Here is a 22,403-nt window from a genome sequence, read left to right as displayed (position 1 = left end):
TTTCCCGATCCGACCCGCCACGCATGTCCGCTGCCACCGTTGTCTTACCGTCCGCCAGCGCCACCTACGCCCAGCGCGTCGCCTTCGTGTCGGAAATTGCCGGGCGCCTGCATTCCTATGGCACCACCGCGCAGCGCCTGGAGGCTGCGGTGGTGGGTCTGTCGCAGAAACTGGGCCTGGATTGCGAGCCGTGGTCCAATCCCACCGGCATCATCCTGAGCTTCAGCGACCCGACCAAGGCGATCGGGTCCAGCGACATCACCCGCGTGATCCGGCTGGCGCCGGGCGAGAACGATCTCTACAAGCTCAGCGTGGCCGACTACGTGGCCGACAGCGTGGCCAACGGCCGCATGAGCATTGCGCAGGGCCACACCGCGTTGCGCCGCCTGGATCGTGAGGTCGACCGGCGCGGCAAGACCTTGCAGGTGCTGGCCTTCGGCCTGGCCGCGGCCGGCGTGGCCGGGTTGTGGAAGTTGCCCTGGCTGGATATCGCCACCGCTGGCGCGATCGGCATGTCGATCGGCCTGCTGACCCAGTACACCGACAAACGCCCCGCCACCAAGGAGGCCGGCGAAGCGCTGGCCGGACTGCTGGCTGGCGTGGTCGCCGCGCTGGTGGCCTCGCTGGTCGGGCCGCTGAATCTCAACACGGTGATCATCGCCTCGCTGGTGGTGCTGTTGCCGGGCATGTCGTTGACCAATGCGTTCAACGAGCTGGCCAGCCAGCACTGGGTGTCCGGCACGGCGCGGCTGGCCGGTGCGGTGACCACGGTGCTCAAGCTCACGGTGGGCGCGGTGATTGCGGTGACGCTGACCCAATTGATGGGTCTTCACCCCCAGGTGGCTGCCTTGCGTCCGCAAGCCGGCTGGGTGGAATGGGCCTCGTTGCTGGTGGCCGCTTATGCGTTTGCGGTGTTGTTCAAGGCCAATCGGCGCGATTATTTATGGATCATGGCCGCAGCGATGTCCGGTTATGTCATTGCGCGTTATGCCGGGCATGCCTGGGGCGGTCCGGCCGGAGTATTTGCCTCGGCCATGGCGTTGACTGCCGCCGGGAACCTGTTCGGGCGGGTGGTGCAAAAACCCGGTGCGCTGATTCGATTGCCAGGCATCATCATGCTGGTTCCCGGCAGCGTGAGCCTGCGGGGATTTTTGACCCTGGTGCAGCAACAGGATGTCAGCGTCGGACAAGCCGCATTGTTGGCGGTCACCAATATCGTGATGGCTTTGATGGCCGGTTTGCTGTTTGGGAACCTGCTGATTCCGGCGCGCAAGAATTTATGAGCTGCCAGAAAATCGTCCAATAAAAAACGCCGGCAATGCCGGCGTCTTTATTGGACTGGATCAAGCGGCCTTGGACTTCTTGGCAGCGCGCTTGGTGGCCGTCTTGCGTGGCGCGGCCTTTTTTGCCGATGCCTTCTTTGCAGCGCCGCCGACCTTGCTGATCAGGAAGTCTTCCACCTTCTTGCCAGCAGCGGTCAGTTCGGCCAGCCAGCGCGGCTGCTTGCCACGGCCGGTCCAGGTCTCCTGGGCGTTGGACGGGTTGCGGTATTTCGGCGCAACCTTGCCCAGCTTGCGGCCGGCGCGCGGACCCGGCTTGCCGGCAGCGGCCGGACGACCCGGGCCGGCACTGGCGGCGGTACCAAACAATTCTTCGATGGAATAACCCTGGGCTTTAGCCGCGCGGGTCAGCTGCGTGCGAACCTTGGCGATCGGGGCGCGCTTGGCAACCACGGTCTGCTGCTTCTTTGCATTTTTGATCAGGGCGCCCAGCTGCTTGGCCGACAGGCCAGAAAGATCGATCGACATCACTACTCCGGAAGATTGAGAGAGAAAGAATGCCGGTCCTTGGCAGCGGCGCCATCATAATGTCAGAAAACCCGCATGACAAATGCGCCGAAATAAATCGGCGCCTTGTGTTCATCCAATTGGAGCGTGATTGCCCGGTTTGATCAGCACCCCAGGCGGGAGAATAATCCGGCCTTATCCAGATTTTCCGCCGATTCGGCGGTGCGGGCGCGATATTCAAATGTGCCGGCTGCCAATCCACGTTCCGAGACCACCACCCGATGCGGAATGCCCAATAGTTCCATATCGGCAAACATTGCGCCGGGACGCAGGCCGCGATCGTCCAATGCGGCGTCGAGACCGGCGGCGATCAATTCGTCCAGCAATGCCTGGGCGGCGGCGACCACCTGGGCATCCTGCTTGGGGTTGATCACACACACCACCACCTGCCACGGGGCCATCGGGGCAGGCCAGAGGATGCCGGCGTCATCATGGTTCTGTTCGATTGCCGCCGCCACGATGCGCGAAATACCGATGCCGTAACAGCCCATCTTCATCACCGCGACCTTGCCGCTTTCGTCGATGACGGTGGCCTGCAGCGCCTGTGCGTACTGGCTGCCGAGCTGGAACACGTGCCCCACTTCGATGCCGCGGGCCAGGCGCAGCTCGCCGCCATCGGCGGCGCGTTCGCCGTCGATGACGTTGCGCACATCGGCCACCGTCTCCGGCTCGGGCAGGTCGCGGCCCCAGTTGACGCCGGCAAGGTGGGCGCCGGCCACGTTGGCGCCGACCACGAAATCGGCCATGGCCGCGACATCGCGATCGGCCACCACGCGCACCGGGCGGGCGGTGTTCACCGGCCCCAGGAAGCCCGGCTCGCAGCCGAGGTGGTCGCGGATTTCCGCCTCGTTGGCCAGGCGGTAACCGGCCAGGCCGGCCACCTTGGCCAGCTTGATCTCGTTGACCGCGTGATCGCCGCGAACCAGCACCAGCACGAAGCCGGCGGCGGTCATCACCGCCACCGACTTGACCGTGCGCTGCATCGCGATGCCCAGCAGCTGGGCGACGTCTTCGCAGGTCTTCTGGGTGGGCGTATCGACCTGGCGCATGGCCTCGGCCGCTTCCGGACGCGGACCCGGCAGCGCGGCGCTGGCGGTTTCCACGTTGGCGGCGTAATCGGAGGCCGTGGAGAACGCCAGCGAGTCCTCGCCGGAGTCGGCGATGACGTGGAATTCCTGCGACGCATCGCCACCGATGGCGCCAGAGTCGGCCTGCACCGCGCGGAACTCCAGACCCAGGCGGGTGAAGATGCGGGTGTAGGCCGCACGCATGTTGTCGTATTCGCGCGCCATGTCCGCATCGGTGAGATGGAAGGAGTAGGCGTCCTTCATCAGGAACTCGCGCGCGCGCATCACCCCGAAGCGCGGGCGGATCTCATCGCGGAACTTGGTCTGGATCTGGTAGAAGTTCAGCGGCAGCTGCTTGTAGCTGTTGATCTCCTGGCGCGCGAAGTCGGCCGCGGCCTCTTCGGCGGTGGGGCTGTAGCAGAACTCCTGCTGCTTGCGGTCGCTGATCTTGAGCAGCTGCCCGCCGAACTTTTCCCAACGCCCGGTGGCATCCCAGAGCTCGCGCGGCTGGATGGTGGGGAACAGCACTTCCACCGCCCCGGCGCGGTTCATCTCCTCGCGCACGATCGCCTCGACCTTGCGCAGCACGCGCAAGCCCAGCGGCGACCAGGTGTACAGCCCGGAGGCCAGCTTGCGGATCATGCCCGCGCGCAGCATCAGACGGTGGCTGACCAGCTCGGCGTCGGCCGGGGTTTCCTTGGTGGTGTGCAGGTGAAACTGGGAAAGACGCATCGGGCTTCGCTTGGGCGGAAAGCCCATAGTTTGCCAGTGTCGCGCCCTGCCGGTCATCGGCCAGTGGCTGCGTGGCGCTGCGCAGCGGCAGTGGCAGGCTTCCGGCTGGCCTGGTCAGGCGGCGGTGACGCCGGAGCGTCGGCCTGCCGTGTGAGCCCGGCCGCAGTGCCGGGGCTGTGGATGCGTCGCCTTCGATATGCCACGCGCCGATGGTGCGGTGCGTTGTCTCACTCTCGAATATCCCGACAGCCGCGCACGCTGCGCTAGCTGGATTCAGTTCGCCGGGCCGCCGGTCGTTGCCGGCTTGCAATAGGCCTTGGCGGCGGCTTCGGCCAGGTTGCGCTGCGCGGCGCGGGCATCCGGGTCCAGCGGGGTGCCGGGCTTGCCGTCGCCGGCGCCCATGGTCACCTCGCCCTTGCCGCTGAGCAGTTCCAGGTTGCGACGTGCGGTGAGGCAGTCCGCCGATTCCGGGGTGGCAGCCTCTGGCGCGGCGATGGCCGCAGTGCCGCTGCGGGCGTCGATCCGACGCGATTCGTAGCGCTGGCCGGTCGGCGGCGGGGTTTCGGTGTAATGGGTCACGCCCTTGGCGTCCTTCCATTTATACAGATCGGTGGCGCCTGCAGTGGCGCTGAGCAGCAGCAACAGGGCGCAAAGCCCGGACGACAGGTGCATGTGGCTTCCCCTGGATGATTCCCCCCGCGATTGCAGCATCCGCGGCCCGCGCTGGCAAGTGATCGCGCGGCGGCGGGGCGGGCGCGCTACCGCCGGACGGACCTCAGGCCCTACACTTGCCGGATGGATGAAATGAGACCGCCCCCGCGCTCGCGCACGATTTACCTGCTGCCGAACCTGTTCACCACCGCCGGGCTGTTTTCCGGTTTCTACGCCATCATCGCCGCCGCCAATGGTCAGTTCGTCCAGGCGGCGATGGCGGTGTTCGTGGCGGCGGTGATGGACGGGCTGGACGGCCGGGTCGCGCGCCTGACCAACACCAGCAGCGAATTCGGCGTGCAGTACGACTCGCTGGCCGATCTGGTCAGCTTCGGCATGGCCCCGGCGCTGGTGATGTACCACTGGTCGCTGTCGGCGCTGAAATACGACAGCAACGTGATGGGCCGGGTCGGCTGGTCGGCCGCCTTCTTGTATGCCGCTTGCGCGGCGCTGCGGCTGGCGCGCTTCAACACCCAGGTCGGCGTGGTCGACAAGCGCTGGTTCATCGGTCTGGCCAGTCCGGCCGCGGCCGGCTTGATGATGTCCTTCGTGTGGGCGTTCGCCGACGACAGCCTGGGCTTCGACGGCGAGCAGCTGCGCTACGTGGCGCTGGCGGTCACGGTGGTATCGGCGCTGTTGATGGTCAGCCGGATCCGCTTCTGGAGCTTCAAGGGCGGCGCGCGTGGCCCGCGTGCCGACCGTGTACCGTTCCTGGCATTGGCGGTCGCCACGGTGGTGATCGCGTTGCTGGTGATCGACCTGGCGCGGTCGCTGCTGGTGATCGGGGTGCTGTACGCGTTGTCCGGCCCGGCGATGTGGCTGTGGCGGCGCTGGCGGCGCGTGCCCGAGCTGCCATGAGCCTGCACCCATGAGCGAGTCTGCGCACGAGCCGGTGTGGTCGGACCTGCAGGTGTCGTGCCTGCAGGCGATGGGGCACACCGTGTATCTGGATCGCGACACCGCCGATGCGCCGCCTGCGCCGGTTGACCTCGCAGAGCACGCGCCGGCGCCTGCACCCGTGCGTGAGCCACGTCTCGCGCCGGCGGCTCCGGCAGCTGCACCGCCGGCACGTCGTACTGCGCCCGCCGCGCCGGCGCAGTCGCATGCGCCCGGCACAGGTTCGGCGGCTGCACCGCAACGACGCAGCCGCGTTGGTCTGCCCGACCGCTTGCAGATGGCGTTGCTGCGCGCGTCCGGTTGCGACCCGGGCGACCCGTCGACGCAAGCCTTGATGGCCTCCTGGCCACTGGCCGAGTTGCGTGGCAACCCGGCCGCCAAGCGCGCGCTGTGGCCGCAGCTGCGCGCGCTGCGTCGCCGGCAGGACCCGGCGTGAGCGCAATGAACGCCCCGCTGCCCACGGCGCTGCGTGCCATGCGCGAAAGCGATCTGGACGTGGTGATGGAGATCGAGCAACGTGCCTATCCGTTTCCGTGGACGCGCAGCATCTTTCGCGATTGCCTGCAGGCGGGCTACCCGGGTTGGGTGATGGAGCAGGGCGGCCAGGTCATCGGCTACGGCATCATCAGCGTTGCCGCCGACGAGGCGCATGTCCTCAACGTCTGCATCGCGCCGGAAGCGCAGTCGCAAGGACATGGCCGCGTGTTGTTGCGTGCGCTGATCAAGGGCGCCTGCGACCGCGGCGCGCGGCGCGCATTTCTGGAGGTGCGTCCGTCCAATCCTTCGGCGATTGCGCTGTATCACTCCGAAGGCTTCAACGAGATCGGCCGTCGCCCGCGCTACTACCCTTCCCACACCGGACGCGAAGATGCGCTGGTGATGGCGATCGAGTTGTTCTTCGAAGGGTTTTCCTGAGCGACGCAGCAGCCCCGCCTACGCGGGTTGCCCATCATCGAATCGATTGCAGGCGCCGACCGCACGCATGACGTGTGCGCATACCGACGGCCGTGCGCATGAAACGTGCGCGCCGGCCTGAGGGCGCTTTGGCTTGGGCCGCTGCAGTCAGTCGCTTACGGGTCCGGGGCGCGCATTGGGTGTTGCATGCGAAAGCGACGCCGGCTGGCATGTTCTGCCGAGTGCATGCAACGCGGCAGCGATGTTGGTCGGCGCGATGTGGTCGATCCCATTGTCTTGACGGCAGCTTGTAGCAGGCAGCGCGCGTGTGCCATGCGCTTCATCCGGTCAGCAGCATCACAGCGGTTTTGCGTGTGCCGGTTACTCGCATGGCGCGTCGCGGTTGCCATACTTGCCTCGACCAGATGCAGTGCGTTCGCGTCGAACGCCTCAAGCGTGCGCGCAATGCGCACGCGCGTGTCATCGGCACGTTGCAATCGATGCTTTTGCCTGGAAAAAGCGCGCAGACGTGATCGCGGCAACACGCTGGCTCGGATGCATGTCCAGCTGCAATGCGACACGCATCATGCTGCGCTGCAGTGTCCCTGGCGCTGTCTCCGCATGTCTTGATTACAACGTTTTGTCTTCTCTGTGGTGTCTCGCAACCGTTTGCGTGACTGCGCGTGCACATCGATGCATTGCCTAGATACAAGCGATTGCGATGCTCCTAGTATCCGTTTCGCGGAACTGAACATTACAGAGATGAAAAGTACGTTCCGCAGTCGCTAGACGAGGGATGCGCCGCCGCGCGGCGTATCGAACCCATTCGAGGGAGACATCAAGATGAAGCCGAAATTTTCGACGGCGGCCGCCGCGTCGCTGTTTGTCGGGTCGTTGCTGCTCACCGGCATTGCAAGCGCCGATCCAGCGCTGGAAGTGGCAACCACTGGGTGGGCGACACAGAACGGCGGCACCAAGGGCGGCTCCAAGGCCGCCGCTGCCAACATCTATACCGTCAAGAATGCCGCCGAGCTGAAGGCCGCGCTGAAGGCCAGCGTGGGCAGCAACGGGCGCATCATCAAGATCAGCGGCATCATTGATGTCAGCGAAGGCAAGCCGTACACCAAGACCTCGGACATGAAGACGCGTGCGCGTCTGGATATCCCGACCAAGACCACCTTGATCGGCATCACCAGCAACGCCGAGATCCGCGAAGGCTACATGTACGTCAAGGCCAACGACGTCATCATCCGCAACCTCACCATCGAAAATCCGTGGGATCCGGAGCCGGTCTGGGATCCGGATGACGGCAGCGCCGGCAACTGGAATTCCGAGTACGACGGCCTGACCGTGGAAGGCGCCACCAACGTCTGGGTGGACCACGTGACCTTTACCGATGGTCGCCGCACCGACGATCAGAACGGCACCGCCAACGGCCGACCGAAGCAGCACCACGATGGCGCGATGGACGTCAAGAAGGGCGCCAATTTCGTCACCATTTCCTACTCCGCGTTCAAGTCGCACGAGAAGAACGACCTGATCGGTTCCAGCGACAGCGCCTCCAGCACCGATAGCGGCAAGCTCAAGGTGACCATCCACAACACCTTGTTCGAGAACATCTCCGCACGTGCACCGCGGGTGCGTTTCGGCCAGGTGCATCTGTACAACAACTACCACGTGGGCAGTACCAGCAATAAGGTCTACCCGTTCTCGCACGCGCATGGCGTGGGCAAGGAATCAAAGATCTTTTCCGAGCGCAACGTGTTCGACATCAGCGGCGTGAGCAGCTGCGACAAGATCGCCGCCGACTACGGTGGCAGCGTGTATCGCGACCAGGGCTCGCTGCTCAATGGCAAGGCCTTGAGCTGCTCCTGGAACAGCAACATCGGCTGGACGCCGCCTTACACCTACAGCCTGCTGTCGGCCGACAAGGTGGCTGCGGACGTCAAGGCAAAAGCAGGCGCCGGCAAGCTGTAAGCGATCCCACTTGCTGAAAACGTTGCCACGCGCAGTGCACGACAACGTGCGCTGCGCGTGGCGCGTAGCCATTCCAGAAACGCAGGTGCAACATGTTGAAAATGTACTTTTAAATAATGTACAGAAGCATTAGCATCGGCCGGGTTCGCTAGGGGACTGGCCTGTTGGCCTGGGCGAACGCACGGGGAGCACGCCGCGCAGCGGCGTGTCACGCATCACTCAATCAAGAGACTTCATCACCATGTCGAACGCATCGACTGTTGTGGGACGTACCGTTGTGGGCGTTATGTTGAGCGCCGCGTTGTTGTCGACCACCGCCTATGCAGCAGACCCTGCGCTGGAAGTTGCCACCACCGGCTGGGCCACCCAGAACGGCGGCACAAAGGGCGGTTCCAAAGCCTCTGCAGCGGACATCTATACCGTCACCAATGCAGCGCAATTGAAGGCTGCGCTGAAGGCCGGCGCGGGCAGTAACGGGCGCATCATCAAGGTCAAGGGTGTCATCGACATCAGCGAAGGCAAGGCCTACACCAAGACCTCGGACATGAAGACGCGCGCGCGTCTGGATATCCCGACCAAGACCACGCTGATCGGCGTCGGCACCAATGCAGAAATCCGCGAAGGCTATTTCTACGTCAAGGCCAACGACGTCATCGTGCGCAACCTCACCATCGAAAATCCGTGGGATCCGGAACCGAAGTGGGATGCCGACGATGGCGACAAAGGCAACTGGAATTCCGAGTACGACGGCCTGACCGTGGAAGGTGCCACCAATGTCTGGGTGGACCACGTGACCTTTACCGATGGTCGTCGCACCGACGATCAGAACGGCACCGCCAATGGCCGACCCAAGCAGCATCACGATGGCGCGATGGACGTCAAGAAGGGCGCCAACTTCGTGACCATCTCGTACTCGGCATTCAAGTCGCACGAGAAGAACAGCCTGATCGGTTCCAGCGACAGCGCGTCCAGCACCGACAGCGGCAAGCTCAAGGTGACCATCCACAACACCTTGTTCGAAAACATTTCCGCACGTGCACCGCGGGTGCGTTTCGGTCAGGTGCATCTGTACAACAACTACCACGTGGGCAGCACCAGCAATAAGGTCTACCCGTTCTCGCACGCGCATGGCGTAGGCAAGGAATCGAAGATCTTCTCCGAGAATAATGCCTTTGATATCAGCGGCGTGAGCAGCTGCGACAAGATCGCTGCCGATTACAAGGGCAGCGTGTACCGCGACCAGGGCTCGCTGCTCAATGGCAAGGCCTTGAGCTGCTCCTGGAACAGCAACATCGGCTGGAAACCGCCTTACACCTACAACCTGCTGTCTGCCAACAAGGTGGCTGCAGACGTCAAGGCCAAGGCCGGCGCCGGCAAGCTGTAACGCGCGATGCAGCGCTGCGATGGTTGCAGCGCTGCAGGCCATCACACAACGCCCGCAGCGATGCGGGCGTTGTGCGTTTGCCCGGTTACCGTGGATGCCCGCTTGAGAACAGTCGACGAGGCCAGCACGCAACGCCAGTGCGCTTCAAACGATGCAATCGCCACGTGTCCTGCAAGCGGCGCGGTATCGCACGTCGATGAAGCAAAGTTCGCGTCGAACAACGCACTGGCACAAACGCGACCGTTGGGCCGCGCGGCCATGCCCGTCGGCGCAAGTGCGCTCAGTCCTGCGCTGCGTTGCTCGCGCTCTGGCCAGGCGTGCACACCGGTTTCTGGCGCTTGTCCACCAGCTTGCCCATCAGCCGGTCGCTCAGCGGCAGCATGTCGCCGTTGAGGCGCCAGTCGTAGATCACGCTGAAAGCCAGCACACGCGCAACGTACTCGCGGGTTTCCTTGTAGCTGATGGTCTCGATCCAGAAGTCCGGATCGAAGCCCGGCCGTTGCGATTGCCAGCGGCCGGTCGGGCCGGGGCCGGCGTTGTAGGCGGCGATGGTGAGATAGGGCAGGCCGTAGGTGTTGAGCAGCTGGCGCAGGTACGCGGTGCCGATGGCGATGTTGGTGTCCGGCTCGTACAGGCTGGCGGCACCTGCGTAGCCGGGCAGGGCGATGCCCTTGGCGACCGCCGCGCCGGTGCCGGGCAATACCTGCATCAAGCCCATGGCGTTGGCAGGCGACCGTGCACGCGGATTGAAGATGCTTTCGGCACGAATCTCTGCGGCAACCCATGCCGGGTCGATGGCGTTCTTGGCGGCTTCGCGGCGAATGCTGTCATCGTGATGCAACGGAAAACGCAACGAATACAGTCGTTGTTCGTCCGGCTGTTTGCCGAGCGCAAACACCGCGCGGTCGAACCAGCCGTTGTCGCTGGCCACTTCCACTGCCAGGCGGCGCTGGGTGTCGTCGAAGCGGCTGGCGGCATCGTTCCATTCGGCCACGGCCCAACCGGGGCGATCGATCTGGAACAACGCAATCGCACGGGTCAATGCCGGGTCGCGCGCCACTGCGGCCTTTGCCTGCGGGCTGTCCTTGGGCTCCCACGGGCATAGCCGATACGGCTGCTGCAGGCGGTCGGCGGCCAGGAAGCCGTGGAAGGTCGGCGACTGCGCAGCGGCGCGATACAGCGGTTGTGCGGCGGCCGCCGAACCGGTCTTTTCGGTGAGGCGCGCTTCGAAATACTGCCAGCGCGAATCGGCGCGCTGGCTGGCAGGCATCCTGCGGATGGCGGCCAATGCCGCAGGCCAATCGCCGCGCGACATCGCCTCGCGCGCGCGCCATTCGTGCAGGCGCTCGTCGTAGGCTGCCTCGGGCACCGCGTTGAGCCGGCGGGCCGAATCCGGCAGGTAGGACGCCACCGTCCACAACGCGATCTGATACAGCACCTGCCCGCGTTGCGCCTCGCTCAAGCCCAGCGCGCTGGCGAACTGCGGCAGCTGTTGCTCGGCGGCGTCCGGATCGGTCTTGGCCAGCTTGGCCAGGCCATCGACGGCGATGCGGCGGCTGCGCTCGGTCTTGGGCCAACCCAATGCACGCGGGTGGACCTTGTCGAGAAAGGAGGCGTAATCGGTGGCCAGTGCCAGATCGGCCGCCGGCAAGCCGCGTGCCGCCGTACGCATCACCGCAGGCAGCTGCGCATCGGCAGCGGCTTCCACCCGCTCCCAGCGTAGTGCCGGGGTCAGTTCGCCGCGCGACTCCAGCCCCGCCACCACCGGTTCGCAGGCATCGGGCAGGGCCTTGCCGTTACGCCACAACGTCAACGCATCGCGGCTCCACTGTGCGTCCAGCCTGCCGGTCGCCTGGCGCGCGGTCAGCTGTGCGCAGCGCAGGCCCAGGTTGTCGGTGGCCTTCCAGTTGGCCAGCAAGGTACTCCAGTCCTGGCGGCGCGCGACCGCCGGCAACCAGGCGCTGCGGAAGCTTTCGGCCACCGGCTGGCCGGCGTAACGCTGCAAAAATCCCTGCGCCTGCGCGTTGGAGACATTGTCGATGTTGCGCTTGAGCGTGGCGAATTCCAGCCAGCCATACAGCGGATGGCGGCTCAATGCAGAGAGCTGGGCGGGATCGGACTGGCCGCGTTCTGCGGCAGCGATCGCATCGCGCATGGCAGTCAATTGCGGATCCAGGCTTTGCGCATGCAGCGCAGTGCTGCCAAGGCACAACAGGCCGACGAAAACAGTGGCAAGACGGGGAAAATAAGTCATCGCGCGACTATACCGAAGCACGCCTGAGCGCTTGAGTGAACACGCATCGCACCCGGCAGCGTGCGGCACATCGACGCCACCCGGCGACGACCGTCTGGACGATGCGCTTATGCTCCGGGTGTCGGCATCAGCGCAGACACCACGCACTGCGACGCACATCGCAGTGCTGCATCGCCAGATTGCGACGCGTTAAGGTTTCGTTTACAACTCGGGATGGACCGCAGGGCACGGGGGCGTGCGGACACTCAAAGATCCTTCTGGAGAGAGAAAGGATGAAGCGTCTGATTGCCCCGTCTCGGTCATGCCTGGCCGTGCAGCTGTCGTTGTGTCTGATCCCCACACTGGCCTGGGCGCAACAGCCCGACGCCCCCGGCACGCGTACGCTCGATAGCGTGCAAGTCACCGGCACCCGCATCAAGACCGCGGAGCTGCAAGGTCAGGTGCCGATCCAGACGCTCAACCGCGCAGATATCGAACGTACCGGCCTGACCTCGATCGGCGAAGTGCTGCAGGAGCTCACCGCGTCCGGTTCGGCGCTCAATGCCAAGTTCAATTCGTCCGGCAATTTCGGCTTTCCGCCCGACGGCAGCGGCGTGGGGGCGGGTTCGGCGCAGGTGGATCTGCGCCACCTGGGCTCCAAGCGCGTGCTGGTGCTGGTCGATGGCATCCGCTGGGTCAACGAGTCGTCCGCCTCGGGCGTGGGCTCGTCGACCGACCTCAACACCATCCCGCTGGCGATCGTCGAACGCATCGAAGTGCTCGAAGACGGCGCTTCGTCGTTATACGGCTCCGATGCGATTGCCGGCGTGGTCAACATCATCACCCGGCGCAGCTTCGACGGCGCGCAGGTCACGCTCAACTATGGCCAATACGGCAAGGGCGATGGCGCCAACCAGGGCGTGGACCTGGCCTGGGGCACCAGCGGCGAGGATTTCAGCCTGTTTCTGGGCGCCAGCTACGTCAAGCAGGACCCGATCTATGCGCGCGACCGTGCGCAGGCGCGCTTTCCGATCCCGGGCACCGGGCTGACCTTCGGCAGCTCGGCCACGCCGGATGGGCGCTTTCAGTTCGTCGACCCGAACACCGGCGCGCGCCAGAACCTCACGCCCAATGCAGGCGTGGGCACGCCGCAATACGACGGCAGCGCTGGGTGCACACGCGGCGACGACTATCACTGCTTCGGCACCGCAGACCGCTACAACTTCGCCGAGCAGAACCTGTTGCTGACACCGTCCGAGCGCAAGGGCGTGTTTGCGCAGTTCCGCTATTACTTCAACGACGACGTGCAGTGGTACGTCAAGGCATTGGGCAATCGCCGCGAGTCGACCAACCAGGCCGCGCCGGAGCCGATCTTTCTCGGCCCCGATGCCGGTACCGGCAATCCGCTCGCCGACAACATCGTGATTTCCGGCTTGAATCCGTTCAATCCGTTCGGCTTCGATCTGAACTCGGCCACCAACCTGATCCAGATCGGCCGGCGTCCGGTGGAAGGCGGGCCGCGTCGCTACGAACAGCAGGTGGATACGCAGTACGTCGGCACCGGGCTGGTAGGGACGTTCGAAGCGGCCGCGCGCACCTGGTATTGGGATGTCAACGGCATGTACAGCAAAAACAAGGCCGAGCAGACCAACTACGGCAGCTACAACCTGTTCAACATCAATCTGGCCTTGGGCGACCCGGCCGCGTGCGCGGCGGTGGCCGGTTGCGTGCCGCTGGATATCTTCAGCGGTGCCGGCAGCATCACTCCGGAGATGTTGCGCTGGATCCAGCCGGTGGTGCGCGATCGCAGCCAGAACGAGTTGAGCCTGTTCACCGCCAACCTCAGCAGCGAATTGTTCCAGCTGCCGGGCGGCGCGGTATCGTTTGCCGGCGGCTACGAATACCGCAAGTACGAAGGCTCGTATCAGCCCGATCCGCTCACCGTGGCCGGCCGCTACAACGGCGTGCCGTCGTTGCCGACCTCCGGTAGCTACGACGTCAACGAGGCGTATCTCGAGCTGAACATCCCGATCTTCGCCAACTCGTCGTTGGGCGACAAGCTCGATCTGAACATCGCCGGCCGCTACTCGGATTACTCCACCTTCGGCGGTGAATTCACGCCCAAGTACGGCCTGCGCTGGCAGGTCACCGATGAGCTGGTGTTGCGGACCAGCTACGCCGAAGGTTTCCGTGCGCCGACCATCGGCGAACTGTTCGGTTCGGCTGCGCGCGCCGACCTGCAATTGTCCGATCCCTGCTCGATCGGCCTGGGCGGTACCGCGCCGCGCGGCAGTGCGGCCAACTGCGCGGCACTGGGCGTGCCGGGCGGTTACCAGCAGGCCAACCAGCAGATTTCGGTCACCACCGGTGGCAACGAGCAACTGGATCCGGAGCGCTCGCGCAGCTTTAGCGCCGGCTTTGTGTTCAGTCCGGGCTTTGCCAGCAACGCCAGCTGGTCCGACCGGCTGGACATGGAGGTGACGTTCTATCGCCATCACGTCGATGGCGCGATCCAGGCCATCAACGCGCAGACGCAGCTGGATCTGTGCGTCGATACACTGGATGCGCTGTATTGCGACGGCATCGGGCGCGCGTCCACCGGCGGCATCAACGCCTTCAACAACCGGCTGACCAACCTGGGCTCGATCAAGACCGATGGTTGGGACGTGGACCTGTTCTGGACGCTGCCGGAAAGCGCATTCGGCCGCTTCAAGCTGTCATGGCAGAACACGTTCGTGGGCCGTTACGAAGCACTGGGCGCAGCCGGGCAGCGGCAGCCACAGGGGCCGGGGATCGAAGTGGTCGACAGTGCGATTCCCGAGTGGACCAGCAATGCCGTCCTTGATTGGTCGCTGGGCAACTGGACCGCATCGTGGACGGCGCGCTACATCTCCAAGCTCACCGAGCAGTGCGGCGATGCGGTGGAGTTTGCGGTGTGCTCGGATCCGTCGGTCGGCACAAATCGGCTGGATGCGATCACCTATCACGATGCGCAGGTGGGATACCGCTTCGACTGGCTCAAGGGACTGCAACTCAACGCCGGCTTGAACAATGTCTTCGACAAGGATCCCCCGATCTGCCTGTCGTGCTCACTCAATGGCTACGACGCCTCCACTTACGACGTCCCCGGCGGGCGTTTCTGGTATGTGCGTGCGGATCTGAAGTTCTAGAGGCGCCGGGCGCTGCGTGGTTCTTCAGCAAGAACCACGCAGGCCGATCGGGTAACTGCGGCGCTGCGGAGGTGTCGTTGTCGCATCAGGCAGGGTCGTGGCAAGGGATGCGCCGCCGGTTGTCTGCGTATCGCAGCGGTGCGCTTTAGCGCGGGCGCATTGTCGTGCCGTCGTTGTCGTCGATCGGCGACAACGACCGTTTCAGCGCGGCTGCACCGGCCGATAGTCTGGCAAGGCGATGCTGTTGGAATCGCGCGCGAAGCTGTTGTTGATCACGCGTCGGACAAACGGGGTGCCTGCCAGGCGCATCGCGCCGCGCAGCAGCCTCAGCCCGACAGCGGAGTGCGGCCAGAGCAGGCGCGGGACGATCTTGGGGACGTTCTGCCCCTCTTTGACGAACGGGCGCATGATCCGTTCGTAGTGCGTAAACGCCTGCGTCGGCGCGCTGGCCTGCGCAAGTTCGCCCGCCAGTACATAGCTGCCGACCATCGCCAGCGTCGTGCCGATACCCGACAGCGATGTGGGGCACCATGCGGCATCGCCGGTCAACACCACCCGGCCGGCGGACCATCGCGGCATGCGCACCTGCCGTAGCACGTCGAAGTAGAAATCGTCGACATCCTTCATTACGTCGAGAATGCGCGGAAATTCCCAGCCGTCGTTGGCAAATTGCGCTTGCATGTAGCGCCGTTGCCGCTCCGGGCTCCACGCGTTCTCGCCCTCGGGCCGCTTCTGCAGGCCGAGATAGGCGCCCAGCTTGCCGTCCAGCGCGGGTTTCAACGTCGCGCCGCGTCCGCCCACCGTGTTGTATTGCCTGGCATACGCACTGTCGTGCGGGAGTTGGGGGATGCTGAAGTACGCGATGGTCATGTCCATCCAGTACGGCACGTTCTCTCCGGGAAACACCAGCTCACGCGTCTGCGCGCCAACGCCTTCGGCGACCACGACAGCGTCATAGCGTGCGGATCGGCCGCTGTGGAAGGTGACGTCCACGCCGTCCTGGTCCTGGGCAACCTCGCGAATGCTGTCGCCGAAGCGATAGGGAACGCGCTCGCGGGTGGCGTCGTACAGGATGCGCGCAAGGTCGCCGCGACGGATTTCCAGGTCGGCGGTAGGCCCGCTGTCGGTGTCGGACTCGTCTGCCTTGAAGCGCGCAATGACGCGATTGTTTTCGCTCACCCAATCGGTGCCGAGCTCCTTGGTGCTGCGTTCGAATGCGCGTGCTTCCAGTCCCATGCGGCGCAGCACCTCGCGGGCACTGCCGCGCACGTCGACGTTCTGGCCGCCGTCACGAAACGCCGGAGCGCGTTCGACGACCTCGGCTTCGACTCCGTAGGCGTCAAGCCACCATGCTGCAGTGGTCCCGGCGACGCTTGCGCCACTGATGAGAATCCGGGGGGACATGATGCCGCTCCTGCAGTGAATGTATATCACGCATGATACTTAAATATCATGCGTGATGCTATTCGCCTGCGGCGGATTCCAGGTTGGCGATCAGCCGGCCAAGCAGGACCGTCAGCAGCCCGGCTTCTTCGCTGGAAAATCCCGAGACGCCGACTGCATTGAAGTGGAGCAGCGCAGTGCGCCCGGCGGCGGCTGCGTCTTTGCCGGCATCAGTCAACCGCACGGTGGCGGCGCGTTTGTCGTTGGACGTCGCCTCGCGCGCAATCAGCGCCATCGCTTCGAGCTTGTCCAGCAGCGCGGCCATGGCAGGCTGTTTCACTGCGGAGTGGCGCACCAGATCCCGCTGCAGCATCGGGCCTTTCCACGACAGCAGCAGCAACGGCGCAATCAGCGCAAGGGTCAGCCCGTGTTCGCGCAGGCGGGCGTCGACACTGCGATTGAAGACGCGCGCGGCATGGTTGGCCAGATAGCCGGGCGCGATGGCGGCTTCCGGGTGGATGTCCGAGTTCATGCGCAAAGCATATCCCACGCGTGCGGGCGACGGTGCCGCGCGGCAGGGGCTGTCGTGCGGCGGGGCAGTGCGGCTGGCACGTAACGGCAAGGCGCATCTTTCGACGAAGGCGCAGCGCCTTGCGATGGGCTGCGACGGATGCGCGACGGGTTAGTGCGTCGCGCATCCACGGGCCTCACTCGTTGCCGATCGTTACCGGCGCACGGGTGCATGGCCGGCGATGTAGTAATCGGCAGTGCTGCGCGGCAACGGTGTCCGTCCCCGCATACGGTCGGCGATCTTCTCGGCAATCATGATGGTGGTGGCATTGAGGTTGCCGGTGATGATGCGCGGCATGATCGAGGCGTCGATGACGCGCAGGCCTTCCATGCCGTGCACGCGGCCCTGGCCATCCACCACGGCCATGTCGTCGGTGCCCATCGCACACGAGCACGACGGGTGATACGCCGTCTCCGCCCGCGCACGCACGAAGGCGTCCAGCTCGGCGTCGGTCTTGCAGTCTGCGCTCGGGCTGATCTCGCGTCCGCGATACGCATCGAGTGCGGGCTGGGCGATGATCTCGCGGGTGATGCGGATCGCATCGCGGAATTCCTGCCAGTCCTGATCGGTGGACTGGTAGTTGAAGAGGATGGACGGATGCTGGTGCGGGTCGCGCGAGGTGGCATGCACGCGCCCGCGGCTGGGCGTGCGCATCGAGCCCACATGCGCCTGAAACCCGTGTTCCTTCACCGCATTGCTACCGTTGTAATTAATTGCCACCGGCAGGAAGTGGTACTGGATGTTGGGCCAGTCGAACTCGTCGCGCGTGCGGATGAAACCGCCGGCTTCGAACTGGTTGCTGGCACCGGTGCCGGTGCCGGCGAACAGCCACTCGGCGCCAATCGCAGGCTGGTTCCACCACTGCAGCGCGGGGTACAACGAGACCGGCTTGGTGCACGCGTACTGGATGTAGACCTCCAGATGATCCTGCAGGTTCTGGCCGACGCCGGGCAGGTCGTGGACCAGTTGGACATCGAGTGCACGCAGCAGATCGGGCGCGCCGACACCGGAGCGCTGCAACAGCTGCGGTGAGGCGATGGCGCCCGCACATACCAGCACTTCGCGGCGCGCGTGCGCATCGATGCCTTCGCTGCTGTTGCCGACCAGGTAATGCACGCCGATCGCGCGCTTGCCGGCAAACAGGATGCGGTCCGTGGTTGCATGGGTGACGATATGCAGGCCATCGCGCGGCTTGGCCATGTCGAGATAGCCGCGCGCGGTACTGGCGCGGCGTCCGCGTGGGGTCACGGTGCGGTCCATCGGCCCGAAACCTTCCTGCTGGTAGCCGTTGAGATCGTCGGTGCGCGGGTAGCCAGCCTGCACGCCGGCATCGACCATGGCATGGAACAGCACGTTGTTGTCGTTCTTCGGCGTGGCAACGCTGACCGGGCCTTCGCCGCCGTGGTAATCGTTGGCGCCGATGTCGCGCGTTTCGGCCTTGCGAAAGTACGGCAGCACATCGCGGTAGCTCCAGTCCTCCAACCCCGGGCGTTTGGCCCAGTGATCGAAATCGAGCGCGTTGCCGCGGATGTAGCACATGCCGTTGATCAGCGACGAACCACCCAGGCCCTTGCCGCGCCCGCACTCCATGCGCCGGTTGTCCATATGCGGCTCCGGTTCGGTTTCATAGGCCCAGTTGTAGCGGCGGCCCTGCAGCGGAAACGCCAGCGCGGCCGGCATCTGGGTGCGGAAGTCCAGCCGGTAGTCCGGCCCGCCCGCTTCGAGCAGGAGCACCGTCACGCCCGGGTCTTCGGTCAGACGTGCGGCCAGCACGTTGCCTGCCGAACCGGCGCCGATGATGATGTAGTCGTATTCGCGTTGCATGGTGGTCTCCTGATGCGTGTGCGGTGCAGCGGCAGTCAAGGCACTGGGTCGTCGCTGTTCTGGGCGCGGCAATGTGGTGGTGCGCGCAGCGCGTGTGTTGTGCGCAACGCACGCATCCAGCGATGGCGTGCGTTGCAGCGTCGGCCGCTCAAAACACCGATGCGTAGCGTTCCAGCTCGACCTGGACCGACTTGGTGCGCGTATACGCCTGCAGGGTGGCCAGGCCATTCTCGCGACCCACGCCGGACTGCTTGTAACCACCCACCGGCATCGGTGCGGGCGATTCGCCCCAGGTGTTGATCCAGCAGATGCCCGCTTCCAGGCGATGGATCAGCCGGTGCGCACGCGCCAGATCGGGCGTGACCACACCGGCCGCCAACCCGTAGGTGGTGGCATTGGCGCGCGTCACCGCTTCGTCTTCGTCGTCGTAGGGGAGCAGGCTCAGCACCGGCCCGAAGATCTCCTCGCGCACGATCGTCATCACGTCGCTGCAATCGCTGAAGATCGTCGGCGCCACGTAGCAACCTTGCGCCAAGGCGCCGTCGCGCAGGCGCTCGCCGCCGCACAGCAGGCGCGCGCCCTCGGCCTTGCCTTGTTCGATGTAGTCCAGCACGCGCTGCATGTGCGCGGCGCTGACCATCGGGCCGAAGGTGGTGCGTTCGTCGAGCGGGTCGCCGATGTGGATGCGTTGCACGCGTGCCAGCAGCCGCGCTTCGAAGGCGGTGCGCAACGCACGCGGCACGAACACCCGGGTGCCATTGGTGCACACCTGGCCGGAGCTGTAGAAGTTGGCCATCATCGCGATGTCGGCAGCCAGATCCAGATCGGCATCGGCGCAGACGATCAGCGGGGATTTGCCGCCCAGCTCCATGGTCACGTCTTTCAACGACGAACTCGATGCGCTGGCCATCACCTTGCGCCCGGTCGCGGTGCCGCCGGTAAAGCTGATCTTTTCGATCTGCGGGTGCTCGGTCAGCGCGGTGCCCACGCTGGCGCCATCGCCTGGCAGTACGTTGAATACGCCATCGGGCAGGCCGGCTTCGGTGAACAGCTCCGCCAGCTTGAGTGCAGTGAGCGGAGTGACTTCGCTGGGCTTGAAGATCATCGCGTTGCCGGCGGCCAGTGCCGGTGCGGCCTTCCACAATGCGATCTGGATCGGGTAATTCCACGCGCCGATGGCGCCGACCACGCCCAGCGGCTCGTGCCGCGTGTAGAAAAAGCTTCCCTCGCGCAATGGCACCTGTACGCCTTGCAATGCCTGCGACACGCCGGCGTAGTACTCCAGCACGTCGGCACCGGTGACGATGTCCACACTGCGGGTTTCGCTCAGCGGCTTGCCGGTGTTGAGCGTCTCCAGCTCGGCCAGCGCATCGTTGCGCTCGCGCAGCAGCGCCACCGCGCGCAGCAGGATACGCGAGCGCTCCACCGTCGTGAGCGCGGCCCATACGCGTTGGCCGGCCTTGGCGCTATCGACCGCAGCGTCCAGATCGTCGGCACCAGCGTTGTGCACGTTGGCCAGCACCTCGCCGGTCGCGGGATTGACGACTTCGAATGTGTGGCCGCCGCGGGCGGGAACATAACGGCCGCCGATGTACAGCAGCTGGTCGGGGAAACGTGGCATGACAAACCTCCTTGGGACGGTCGCCGCAGCGACGCAGCTCAGCGCGTGAGGTGCAGAAACTGCAGGTGACGCTCGTATTGATCGATGATGTCGTTGATGATCTGTTCGCGGCTGTAGCCAACCAGGTCGTAGTCCTGGCTGCCCTCGTACAGATAGACTTCGGCGCGGTAGTAACGTTGGTTGCGGAAGCGTTGTGCCACGAACGACGGGGTGAGGTACCCGCGCATCACCACCTGGTAGCGGAAGCCTTGCTGTTCGCCGTGGTCGACGCTGATTTCCATGTCGCCGTCGTCGATCCGGCTGCTGACCTTCCAGCCTTCTTCCTGCAGCTGCGCGGTCACCGCTTCGATCGCCGGACGCACCTGGTCGTACATGAAGCGGTAGACCTCGTCGCGCGCCGGGAAGTGCATCGCCTGGCCCAGCCGCTGGCGCCAGCCGCCATGATGACGCGACTGCCCGATCAACGGACTGGGGCTATGGAGCTGTGCGCGCTTGCGCTGCGATTCCTCGCTCAGCGCGCGCGACAGGCCCCATGCCATCAGCAGCAACACCGCGGAGAACGGCAGCGATGCCAGCACCACCGCCGATTTCAGCGCGTCCATGCTACCGGCCAGCAATAGACCTGCAGTGACCACGGCAGTGAGTACGCCCCAGAACACGCGCAGCCAGCGCGGACCGTCGTCGTGCGGCTCGCCGCCGTGCGAGGACAGCGTGGACAGCACCACGGTGCCGGAATCGGCCGAGGTGACAAAGAACACGAAGCTGATCGCCACCGTCACCGTGATCACCGTGCGGCTCCACGGATAGCTTTGCAGCAGCGAGTACAGCACCGTCTGTGGCGCATCGATGGCCTGTTGCGCCAGTGCGCCCTGGCCATGATGCAGCAACTGATCCAGCGCGCTGTTGCCGAAGATCGACAGCCACGCCAGGGTGAATCCCAGTGGGATCAACAACACGCCCAGCACGAATTCGCGAATGGTGCGCCCGCGCGAGATGCGCGCAATGAACAGGCCGACGAACGGCGCCCAGCCGATCCACCAGGCCCAGTAGAACACCGTCCAGTTGCCCAGCCAGTCCGCGCGTCCGCCATAGGCGTAGACGTCGAAACTCTTGCCGACCACGCTGCCCAGGTAGTCGCCCAGGTTCTGCATCAAGGCATTGAGCAGGTATTGCGTCGGGCCGGCAAACAGCATGAACAGCAGCAGCGCGATCGCCAGCAGCATGTTGATGTCCGACATCCAGCGCACGCCTTTTTCCACGCCCGATACCGCCACCACGATGGCTGCGCCCATCATCGCCACGATCAACGCGACCTGCACCCAGTGCGTATGCGGCACATCGAACAAGGTGCTCAGCCCGGCATTGAGATGCAGCACGCCAAAGCCCATGTCCGCACCGATGCCGAACACCGTCGCCACGATGCCCAGCGCATCCACGGTGTAACCGATCGGCCCGTTGATGCGCTTGCCGATCAGTGGATACAGCGCCGAGCGCAATGCCAGCGGCAGGTTATGACGGAAGGCGAAATACGCCAGCGCCATCGCCGCCAACGCGAACACGCCCCAGCCATGCAGGCCCCAGTGCAGAAACAGCAACTGCATGGCCTGCCGTGCCGATGCTTCGCCGCTGCCGGTGCCGCCTTGTGGCGGCTGCAGATAATGGGTGAGCGGTTCGGAGACGCAGAAGAAGAACAGCGTGATGCTGATGCCGGCGGCGAACAGCATGCCGGCCCAGGAGAGATAGCTGAATTCCGGTTCGTCGTGATCGGCGCCGAGCTTGATGTTGCCATAGCTGGACAACGCCACGCCGAGTACGAACACCAGATACACCGTCATTGCCAGCAGGTAGTACCAACCGACGTTGCGCGAGGCCCAGGTCTGCGCATCCAGCAACACGCTGCCGGCGTCCAGCGGAAACAGCGCAACCAGCAAGGCGAATGTGCACACCACCGTCGCGGCCAGCACGAACACCGGCCGCAAGGTGCGCACCGGCAACGGCTGCGGCTCGACTGCACTCATACCGACGCGCTCATACGATGCGTATCACGTGACGTGCTCCCAACGAAAAACCGCCTGCGTTATCGCACAGGCGG

16 protein-coding genes are annotated in these 22,403 nt (G+C 64.9%); 7 read left to right on the top strand and 9 right to left on the bottom strand.

What is annotated here, in order from left to right; translation table 11 throughout:
• Positions 1 to 23 precede the first annotated feature (23 nt).
• Entirely contained in the window at positions 24 to 1,283 is a 1,260-nt protein-coding gene (locus tag VZ068_RS17590; protein WP_259156494.1) for a threonine/serine exporter family protein, read from the top strand.
• Positions 1,284 to 1,343: 60 nt separating this feature from the next.
• On the opposite strand, the gene VZ068_RS17585 is transcribed toward VZ068_RS17590, so the two are convergent.
• From VZ068_RS17585 to VZ068_RS17575, 3 genes are all read right to left on the bottom strand, one after another.
• A complete protein-coding gene (locus VZ068_RS17585; RefSeq protein ID WP_259156493.1) occupies positions 1,344 to 1,808 on the bottom strand; it encodes an H-NS family nucleoid-associated regulatory protein in 465 nt (154 codons plus the stop codon).
• Between the two features lie 143 nt (positions 1,809 to 1,951).
• Complete coding sequence (locus tag VZ068_RS17580; RefSeq protein WP_349656008.1) at positions 1,952 to 3,646, bottom strand: proline--tRNA ligase; 1,695 nt, start codon at positions 3,644 to 3,646, stop codon at positions 1,952 to 1,954.
• Positions 3,647 to 3,919: 273 nt separating this feature from the next.
• Positions 3,920 to 4,318 carry a DUF4124 domain-containing protein gene (locus VZ068_RS17575; RefSeq protein ID WP_259156490.1) on the bottom strand — a complete coding sequence of 133 codons (399 nt, stop codon included), beginning with the start codon at positions 4,316 to 4,318 and terminating at the stop codon, positions 3,920 to 3,922.
• 123 nt (positions 4,319 to 4,441) lie between these two features.
• Between VZ068_RS17575 and pssA the strand changes: the two genes are divergently transcribed.
• The 5 genes from pssA (at position 4,442) to VZ068_RS17550 (ending at position 9,509) form a co-directional block, all read left to right on the top strand.
• Positions 4,442 to 5,215 (top strand): CDP-diacylglycerol--serine O-phosphatidyltransferase, encoded by a 774-nt coding sequence (gene pssA / locus VZ068_RS17570; protein WP_259156489.1) that lies wholly within the window; start codon positions 4,442 to 4,444, stop codon positions 5,213 to 5,215.
• Positions 5,216 to 5,225: 10 nt separating this feature from the next.
• Positions 5,226 to 5,690, top strand: a complete 465-nt coding sequence (locus VZ068_RS17565; RefSeq protein ID WP_349656007.1) for an alanine acetyltransferase — start codon at positions 5,226 to 5,228, stop codon at positions 5,688 to 5,690.
• Positions 5,687 to 6,169, top strand: coding sequence for a ribosomal protein S18-alanine N-acetyltransferase (rimI, locus tag VZ068_RS17560; protein ID WP_349656006.1), 483 nt, complete (start codon positions 5,687 to 5,689; stop codon positions 6,167 to 6,169). The genes VZ068_RS17565 and rimI overlap by 4 nt, the downstream gene beginning before the upstream one ends.
• Before the next feature lie 822 nt (positions 6,170 to 6,991).
• Entirely contained in the window at positions 6,992 to 8,125 is a 1,134-nt protein-coding gene (locus tag VZ068_RS17555; protein WP_259156483.1) for a pectate lyase, read from the top strand.
• A 286-nt stretch (positions 8,126 to 8,411) separates the two neighbouring features.
• On the top strand, positions 8,412 to 9,509 hold the full coding sequence (locus tag VZ068_RS17550; RefSeq protein WP_349657748.1) for a pectate lyase: 1,098 nt from the start codon (positions 8,412 to 8,414) through the stop codon (positions 9,507 to 9,509).
• Between the two features lie 280 nt (positions 9,510 to 9,789).
• Here VZ068_RS17550 and VZ068_RS17545 read toward each other — a convergent pair whose 3' ends face one another.
• Positions 9,790 to 11,763 carry a transglycosylase SLT domain-containing protein gene (locus VZ068_RS17545; protein ID WP_349656005.1) on the bottom strand — a complete coding sequence of 658 codons (1,974 nt, stop codon included), beginning with the start codon at positions 11,761 to 11,763 and terminating at the stop codon, positions 9,790 to 9,792.
• Positions 11,764 to 12,035: 272 nt separating this feature from the next.
• On the opposite strand from VZ068_RS17545, the gene VZ068_RS17540 reads away from it, so the two are divergent.
• The gene (locus VZ068_RS17540) at positions 12,036 to 14,912 is read left to right on the top strand and encodes a TonB-dependent receptor (protein WP_349656004.1); all 2,877 of its coding nucleotides are present in this window, start codon (positions 12,036 to 12,038) and stop codon (positions 14,910 to 14,912) included.
• 201 nt (positions 14,913 to 15,113) lie between these two features.
• Here VZ068_RS17540 and VZ068_RS17535 read toward each other — a convergent pair whose 3' ends face one another.
• The 5 genes from VZ068_RS17535 to betT all read right to left on the bottom strand — a co-directional run bounded on the left by VZ068_RS17535 (position 15,114) and on the right by betT (position 22,329).
• On the bottom strand, positions 15,114 to 16,316 hold the full coding sequence (locus VZ068_RS17535; protein WP_349656003.1) for an FAD-dependent monooxygenase: 1,203 nt from the start codon (positions 16,314 to 16,316) through the stop codon (positions 15,114 to 15,116).
• A gap of 58 nt (positions 16,317 to 16,374) precedes the next feature.
• Positions 16,375 to 16,827, bottom strand: a complete 453-nt coding sequence (locus tag VZ068_RS17530; RefSeq protein WP_259156479.1) for a MarR family winged helix-turn-helix transcriptional regulator — start codon at positions 16,825 to 16,827, stop codon at positions 16,375 to 16,377.
• A 192-nt stretch (positions 16,828 to 17,019) separates the two neighbouring features.
• Positions 17,020 to 18,690: a choline dehydrogenase gene (gene betA, locus VZ068_RS17525; RefSeq protein ID WP_349656002.1), complete on the bottom strand. Its 1,671-nt coding sequence runs from the start codon at positions 18,688 to 18,690 to the stop codon at positions 17,020 to 17,022.
• A 148-nt stretch (positions 18,691 to 18,838) separates the two neighbouring features.
• Complete coding sequence (gene betB / locus VZ068_RS17520; RefSeq protein ID WP_349656001.1) at positions 18,839 to 20,311, bottom strand: betaine-aldehyde dehydrogenase; 1,473 nt, start codon at positions 20,309 to 20,311, stop codon at positions 18,839 to 18,841.
• A 38-nt stretch (positions 20,312 to 20,349) separates the two neighbouring features.
• Positions 20,350 to 22,329: a choline BCCT transporter BetT gene (gene betT / locus VZ068_RS17515; RefSeq protein WP_349656000.1), complete on the bottom strand. Its 1,980-nt coding sequence runs from the start codon at positions 22,327 to 22,329 to the stop codon at positions 20,350 to 20,352.
• Positions 22,330 to 22,403 lie beyond the last annotated feature (74 nt).

It is taken from the genome of Xanthomonas sp. 10-10, assembly GCF_040182365.1.
Classification (GTDB): domain Bacteria; phylum Pseudomonadota; class Gammaproteobacteria; order Xanthomonadales; family Xanthomonadaceae; genus Xanthomonas; species Xanthomonas arboricola_F.
Note: the sequence above shows the minus strand (reverse complement) of the source record. Positions and strands in the feature narration are given on the sequence as shown.

Coding starts and splice junctions, on each gene's coding strand:
- VZ068_RS17590 (WP_259156494.1), top strand. CDS start 24: ATGTCCGCTGCCACCGTTGTCTTACCGTCCGCCAGCGCCACCTACGCC.
- VZ068_RS17585 (WP_259156493.1), bottom strand. CDS start 1,808: ATGTCGATCGATCTTTCTGGCCTGTCGGCCAAGCAGCTGGGCGCCCTG.
- VZ068_RS17580 (WP_349656008.1), bottom strand. CDS start 3,646: ATGCGTCTTTCCCAGTTTCACCTGCACACCACCAAGGAAACCCCGGCC.
- VZ068_RS17575 (WP_259156490.1), bottom strand. CDS start 4,318: ATGCACCTGTCGTCCGGGCTTTGCGCCCTGTTGCTGCTGCTCAGCGCC.
- pssA (WP_259156489.1), top strand. CDS start 4,442: ATGGATGAAATGAGACCGCCCCCGCGCTCGCGCACGATTTACCTGCTG.
- VZ068_RS17565 (WP_349656007.1), top strand. CDS start 5,226: ATGAGCGAGTCTGCGCACGAGCCGGTGTGGTCGGACCTGCAGGTGTCG.
- VZ068_RS17555 (WP_259156483.1), top strand. CDS start 6,992: ATGAAGCCGAAATTTTCGACGGCGGCCGCCGCGTCGCTGTTTGTCGGG.
- VZ068_RS17550 (WP_349657748.1), top strand. CDS start 8,412: ATGTTGAGCGCCGCGTTGTTGTCGACCACCGCCTATGCAGCAGACCCT.
- VZ068_RS17545 (WP_349656005.1), bottom strand. CDS start 11,763: ATGACTTATTTTCCCCGTCTTGCCACTGTTTTCGTCGGCCTGTTGTGC.
- VZ068_RS17540 (WP_349656004.1), top strand. CDS start 12,036: ATGAAGCGTCTGATTGCCCCGTCTCGGTCATGCCTGGCCGTGCAGCTG.
- VZ068_RS17535 (WP_349656003.1), bottom strand. CDS start 16,316: ATGTCCCCCCGGATTCTCATCAGTGGCGCAAGCGTCGCCGGGACCACT.
- VZ068_RS17530 (WP_259156479.1), bottom strand. CDS start 16,827: ATGAACTCGGACATCCACCCGGAAGCCGCCATCGCGCCCGGCTATCTG.
- betA (WP_349656002.1), bottom strand. CDS start 18,690: ATGCAACGCGAATACGACTACATCATCATCGGCGCCGGTTCGGCAGGC.
- betB (WP_349656001.1), bottom strand. CDS start 20,311: ATGCCACGTTTCCCCGACCAGCTGCTGTACATCGGCGGCCGTTATGTT.
- betT (WP_349656000.1), bottom strand. CDS start 22,329: ATGAGTGCAGTCGAGCCGCAGCCGTTGCCGGTGCGCACCTTGCGGCCG.